Source organism: Halococcus morrhuae DSM 1307, from assembly GCF_000336695.1.
Taxonomy (GTDB): Archaea; Halobacteriota; Halobacteria; order Halobacteriales; family Halococcaceae; genus Halococcus; species Halococcus morrhuae.
Genome location: NZ_AOMC01000095.1, coordinates 183 through 5,440, shown reverse-complemented (window position 1 = coordinate 5,440; position 5,258 = coordinate 183). Strand labels below are relative to the sequence as shown.

Annotated in this window: 5 protein-coding genes, 1 tRNA gene and 1 pseudogene; 2 read left to right on the top strand and 5 right to left on the bottom strand. The window is 60.1% G+C overall.

Annotated elements, in window-relative coordinates:
• Positions 1-171: 171 nt before the first annotated feature.
• The 4 genes from C448_RS15930 to C448_RS15925 all read right to left on the bottom strand — a co-directional run bounded on the left by C448_RS15930 (position 172) and on the right by C448_RS15925 (position 1,667).
• Positions 172-348, bottom strand: a tRNA-Trp gene (locus C448_RS15930).
• 43 nt (positions 349-391) lie between these two features.
• A complete protein-coding gene (locus C448_RS06930; protein WP_004053171.1) occupies positions 392-619 on the bottom strand; it encodes a DUF5795 family protein in 228 nt (75 codons plus the stop codon).
• Between the two features lie 32 nt (positions 620-651).
• Complete coding sequence (locus C448_RS06925; RefSeq protein WP_004053169.1) at positions 652-1,482, bottom strand: DUF5794 domain-containing protein; 831 nt, start codon at positions 1,480-1,482, stop codon at positions 652-654.
• Positions 1,479-1,667 (bottom strand): hypothetical protein, encoded by a 189-nt coding sequence (locus C448_RS15925; protein WP_152415544.1) that lies wholly within the window; start codon positions 1,665-1,667, stop codon positions 1,479-1,481. Before C448_RS15925 ends, C448_RS06925 begins: the two co-directional genes overlap by 4 nt.
• A 124-nt stretch (positions 1,668-1,791) precedes the next feature.
• Here C448_RS15925 and guaB point away from each other — a divergent pair, with 124 nt between their 5' ends.
• Both guaB and C448_RS15920 read left to right on the top strand, forming a co-directional pair.
• Positions 1,792-3,276, top strand: a complete 1,485-nt coding sequence (gene guaB / locus C448_RS06920; protein ID WP_004053167.1) for an IMP dehydrogenase — start codon at positions 1,792-1,794, stop codon at positions 3,274-3,276.
• 59 nt (positions 3,277-3,335) lie between these two features.
• Complete coding sequence (locus tag C448_RS15920) at positions 3,336-4,364, top strand: hypothetical protein (RefSeq protein ID WP_152415543.1); 1,029 nt, start codon at positions 3,336-3,338, stop codon at positions 4,362-4,364.
• 69 nt (positions 4,365-4,433) lie between these two features.
• Here C448_RS15920 and tnpC read toward each other — a convergent pair.
• Positions 4,434-5,258, bottom strand: a pseudogene (gene tnpC, locus C448_RS06915) (IS66 family transposase); the annotation flags it as partial.

Sequence of the window (5,258 nt, the reverse complement as noted above, 5' to 3'; positions counted from 1 at the left end):
CCGCCTCACTGATCGGCTGAGTTTCGCCGTCTCATGGATCGAGAAATTCCTCGCTCCGTATCTTCAGAAGTTATCCAAATGACTATCGCGTCTTTCGAACGACTCCACTTCCTGATTCAAATCCCTCCTCGTTCCATTGCTGCGGCTCACGGAGTTGCTCGCCGCAGCAAGTGGGGTCGGAGGGATTTGAACCCCCGATCGACTGATATCTCCGGTCGCGCCTCGGTCCTCCAGAGGGTCGTCACGGCGGGCGATGATCAGTCGGCCGCTCTGTATATCAGTCTGGAGTGTCGTCCCGGGCGCGGTGCCTCTGGAGTCAGTCGCCATACCTGACTTGGCCACGACCCCGTGGCCCACCATAGAACGAAACCACCTAAACGCATTTCGGTTGCTACTCGCGATCGGTCGTGCTCCAGTCACAGTCCTGGCACTTCTGGCCGGTGACGAACTCGGTGATCGACGGCATGTAGCCGACTTCGAGCACGTCGCCGCCACACTCCGGACAGTCGCGATCGGCATCGGTGATCGGTTCGGCGTCCATCACGTCGTCACCCTCGATGAGCTCGGCGAGCGCTTCCGGCGTGACCATCCGTCCCTCGACGACGCGGTTGTCGGCCATGCGCGGCGTTTGTGGAGGAGAGCCCTAAACCCTTACAACCAGGGTGCGCGGTCGGGACCGATGTCGGTCTCCTCGTCGGCCGTCGCGCTCGCCGCGGTCTCCTCGGTCGTCGTCCCGTCTGGCTCTTCGTCAATCTCGCCGGGATCGAACGCGAGCAGCGTCGTCACCCCGAGTACCGCCAGCGCGAGCGGTGCGTCGTCGGGCACGAGCCCGAGCACCGAGAGCCCAAGCACGCCGAGTGCGACCGCGCTGCCGAAGCGGAACCGATCGATGTCCACGGCGTCGTGCAGCCACGGGCTGGTGACGGCGACTGCGAGCGCGAAGGCCACGCCCGTGCCGGCGGCCGCCAGGCCACGGAGGACGAGGGTCGGATCGGGAACCAGCACGAGCTGTGCGTTCGCGGGATCGAGGCTTGCGACCATCCCCAGCCCGACGATGACTGCCGGACGCGGGAGATACTCGCCGACGCGCGCGCTCGCGGTCTTGGCGGCGATCGCGAGGATGACCAGCGCGGCGAACCGCTCGAACACGGCGAGATCGAGCAGGCTCTCGATCGTCGGCGCGAGCGCCGCTTCGACGCCCGCGAGCACGAGGACGACGACGCCGACGGCGAGCGTCGTTTCGACGCGCTCGCGACGGCTGCCGCTCATCTCGGCGAGAATCACCGCGACGGTCGCGCTGCCGCCGAAGACCAGCAGTCCGACTTCGAGGATGCCGGCCGGATCGGAGAGCGTGCCCGCGAGCACCATCGCGGGGAAGATGCCGTCGACGAGCGGGAGCGCCATCACGGTCGCCAGCAAGCGGGCCGCGCCGCCGACGCGCTGTTCGAGGCGGAGCGCGACCGGGTGTTGGGAGTGACTCACGGCGAAGCGTGGCTCTCTCCCTGAGCCGACGGGTGGTGTGAGTCACGGTTCGGGGAGCTGCGCCAGCCGTTCGTGACTCGCGTCGCCAGCGTGAGTTTGCATGCCGCTGTAAAAACCGAGGCGACCGCGGTATCGAGGGTCGTCGGGGCGGCGATGCGTGCGGTTGGCGGACTGGCGACGTCCATACACGAACAACTACTGTTACAATTATAAACGTTCTGTGAGACGTGACCACACGAACCCCATGAACGATCGGCATAGTTCCGGTTCTCTCGGAACGCTTTTGATTCGGGGTCCCACACCGATTACATGGCGACTAACCGTTCGGAGCCGTTTTCCGAGAAACTCCGCGTGCCCGAAGCGCTCACGTTCGACGACGTCCTGCTCCGCCCGAAGGAGAGCCGTGTCGAACCGGACGACGCAGACACCGCGAGCCGTGTCTCGACGTCGGTCGAACTCTCCGTCCCCGTGCTTTCGGCCGCGATGGACACCGTCACCGAGAGCGAGTTGGCGATCGCGATGGCGCGTCGGGGCGGGCTCGGCGTGCTCCACCAGAACATGGATGTCGAGGAGACCGTCGCGGAAGTCGATCGCGTCAAGCGCGCCGACGAACTGGTCATCCGCGAAGTCGTGACGGCGAGCCCCAAGCAAACCGTACGGGAGGTCGACGCGATGATGGAGGAAGAGGGTGTCAGCGGCGCGCCCGTCGTGAGCGAGGACGACGAGGTGCTCGGCATCATCTCCGCGACCGACATCCGGCCGTATCTGGAGGTCGGTGATCGTGACGAGGTGCGCGAGGCGATGACCGACGAGGTCATCACCGCCCCGGAGGACGTCGATGCCCGCAACGCGCTCGAACTCATGTACGAACACAAGATCGAGCGCGTGCCGATCGTCGACGACGGCAACCACCTCACGGGGCTGGTGACGATGCAGGGCATCCTCCAGCGCCGCGAGTACGATTCGGCCGCCCGCGACGACGAGGGACGACTGCGCGTCGGCGTCGCCATCGGCCCGTTCGAGAGCGAGCGCGCCACCGCCGTCGACGCGGCCGGTGCCGACGTGCTCTTCATCGATTGCGCGCACGCACACAACCGCAACGTCATCGAGAGCGCACGGGAGATCGAAGCGAGCGTCGAGGCCGACGTGGTTGTCGGCAACGTCGGGACGCGCGAGGCTGCCGAGGCGCTCGTCGGGTTCGCCGACGGCATCAAGGTCGGCATCGGACCCGGATCGATCTGTACGACGCGCGTGGTCACGGGCACGGGCATGCCCCAAATTACTGCCGTCGCGCAGGTCGCCGACGTCGCCAGCGAGCACGACATCCCCGTGATCGCCGACGGCGGCATCCGCTACTCGGGCGACGCGATCAAGGCGATCGCGGCGGGTGCGGATGCGGTCATGCTCGGGTCGTACTTCGCCGGCACCGACGAGGCTCCCGGACGCGTGGTGACGATGAACGGCAAGCGCTACAAGCAGTACCGCGGCATGGGCTCGGTCGGCGCGATGCAGTCCGGCGGCGGCGAGCGCTATCTCAAGGACACCGACGAGGACGAGGATTTCGTCCCCGAGGGTGTCGAGGCCGCGACGCCGTACAAGGGCAGCGTCGAGAGCGAGCTCTTCCAGCTCGTCGGCGGGATGAAAAGCGGGATGGGCTACGTCGGTGCCGAAACGATCCCCGAGTTCAAGCGCCGTGCGGAGTTCGTCCGCGTTTCGTCGGCCGGCCAGACCGAGGGCCACGCCCACGACGTGGTGATCACCGACGAAGCGCCGAACTACAGCCCGGACTCGTAGAGCCAGAGCATACCACTTGGCCCGGAAAGTTCTTGTTATTTGGGATAAATATACCCATCATGGTTGATGAGGCGAATTTGCCTACTAGACTCCAGAATGATTTACAAGAGATAGCATCTCGGTGTGAAGACGAAAACATTCCACCAAGCAATTTAGATCACGATGAATTCTCACCAGATGATCTTCAATCGAAATACGATGGAGTGATTGAGAGTATAGAGGATCACAAAGACGTTTCAAGAATGGATGTCTGGAATTTTCTCGCTGAAAACGTTCGAATAAACAGTAGCGACGTCTCGAAATACTATCTGTGGGATATAGCGGTTGTCAGCAAGAATAACATCGTATTTGATAGATACCCCTCACTCAAGGATTTTGGCAAGAATAGCTTGAAGGAAATTCCAGAACAAGCAGATATGAATAAAAACGGCTTCGAATTCAAGGATCATTATCTTATACTTTGCTCTCGCTTGTGCCAGAATTACTATTTGACTGGAAAACTCAATCGACTTCGAAGTGACACAGTAGACCTCTCAGTACCAATCTCTTATTCAAAATTAGGCTTGCCAGATACTACTCGAACAACAGCACTTCTCGCACATTGGAGGGGACCAGAAACTATCGACAAACTCAGGTCTAGGGCTGGCCACAGATTTTTCATTCAGAAAGCAACAGAGAGCTATAAATATGGGCTGCAAGACAAAACAGAGTTTTTGTTTGAAAAAAGAGATAACAGATGGCATTTACAAATAGAAGAACTTCTGCCTCGTACGGGAATCATGTATTCACCGCATACTCAACTCCGAGAGACCGAAATTAGATACAATACCCGATACTTACATGCTATTCTTGACGAAAATTGTGACAGATGTTTCCATCTTGATGGGGCGCTCAGAGGCTATGATACTGCGAAAAAATTTGTAAGCAGGCATATTGAGGAAGAATTGAGAAATTCAAAATCACTCAAGGAAATGAGCAGCCGCCACAAACTGTTCAAATTGGATTCCTCCACTGGCGATATAGCTGATTTTGGTGAGATTGCAGGATTATTCTTCAAACAGTATGTGTTTAGCGCAGTCCGTTCGTAGATGCCTCTGCACGTGATTCTGGTTCCTCTCCTCCGAGTATCGACATCAGTTGATCCGGCGNGTATGTGTTTAGCGCAGTCCGTTCGTAGATGCCTCTGCACGTGATTCTGGTTCCTCTCCTCCGAGTATCGACATCAGTTGATCCGGCGGATCGAGTCCCTGTCGTTCCCACGTCGCTACCATCGTCGAGAGCGTTTCGTGGATGCGGACTCCGGTTTCCGACCGGAGTCCGCCGAACATCTTCCGCATCACTACCTGCTCGCGTAGAGCGCGCTCTGCGCGATTATTCGTCGAATCAACGTCCGGTTCCGTGACGAACGTCAGCCAACTTCCCAGCCCGTTCCTGATCTTCTCGACTAGTTGCGTCACTTCCTCGGTCTCGTAGCCCGCTCTGATTAACTCCTCCAGACACAGCGAGGCCTGTGCCCGCCTCCGCTCGCGGACGGAGGCGGGCGNCAAATCCTCGTGGAGGTCGTGTAGTACCTCCGAGATCGGCTCTGCTTCCTCGTGCCGTTCAGCTACGTACTTCGCCTCTCGTAGAAGGTGCGCCCAGCACCGCTGGAGTTTGCCGTGATAGCTCGGATACGCCGACCAGCCGTCACAGCTCAAAGTGGCGTCCTCGGCGAGTTCGTCGCCGAGGACGTCCTCCAGTACCTGACTTCCGCGGCTCTCGTCGATCGTATAGAAGACGTCCTCGTCGGTCACGAACGTCCAGACCCAGTGCTGGTCGCCGTCGACCGGAAAGCCAGTTTCATCGCAGTAGATGACGTCGCTGTCACGGACGCTGGCTCGAACGTCCTCGTACGCGGGTCGCAGCCGGTCTGCGACCCGCTCGGTCATGTTGTAGATCGTTGCCGGTGAAACCGGATGGTCGAGCTGCCAGTCGAACAGTTC

Coding starts and splice junctions, on each gene's coding strand:
- C448_RS06930 (WP_004053171.1), bottom strand. CDS start 619: ATGGCCGACAACCGCGTCGTCGAGGGACGGATGGTCACGCCGGAAGCG.
- C448_RS15925 (WP_152415544.1), bottom strand. CDS start 1,667: ATGGACGTCGCCAGTCCGCCAACCGCACGCATCGCCGCCCCGACGACC.
- guaB (WP_004053167.1), top strand. CDS start 1,792: ATGGCGACTAACCGTTCGGAGCCGTTTTCCGAGAAACTCCGCGTGCCC.
- C448_RS15920 (WP_152415543.1), top strand. CDS start 3,336: ATGGTTGATGAGGCGAATTTGCCTACTAGACTCCAGAATGATTTACAA.